The sequence below is a fragment of the Tepidimonas sp. genome (assembly GCF_046292505.1).
In the GTDB taxonomy this organism is placed as follows: domain Bacteria; phylum Pseudomonadota; class Gammaproteobacteria; order Burkholderiales; family Burkholderiaceae_C; genus Tepidimonas.
The window spans coordinates 1-268 of the sequence record NZ_JBKBQX010000288.1 but is presented as its reverse complement, the minus strand read 5'-3'; the positions used below and the strand labels follow the sequence as shown (position 1 = coordinate 268).

At 66.4% G+C, this 268-nt stretch carries 1 protein-coding gene; it reads left to right on the top strand.

The features are described from left to right. Positions 1 to 268, top strand: a 268-nt coding sequence (locus tag ACK4TH_RS13315; RefSeq protein ID WP_409627117.1) for a DNA polymerase, incomplete at both ends; no start/stop codon positions are given.

The following is a 268-nucleotide window of genomic DNA, read 5'->3' as shown; positions in this document are numbered from 1 at the left end:
GCGCGTGCATCACGTGCTGGCCGCCAGGCTCGCCACAGAAGAAAGACTCGAGCGCCTCTACCGCGAGATCGAACTGCCGATCGCCGAGATCCTGTTCCGCATGGAGCGCCACGGGGTGCTGATCGACAGCCGGGCGCTGGCCGAACAAAGCGCGGCGCTCGGCCGGCGACTGGTGGAAATCGAGGCCGAGGCCCATCGGCTCGCCGGACGGACCTTCAACCTCAATTCGCCGAAACAGCTCGCCGAAATCCTCTTCGACCACCTCGGC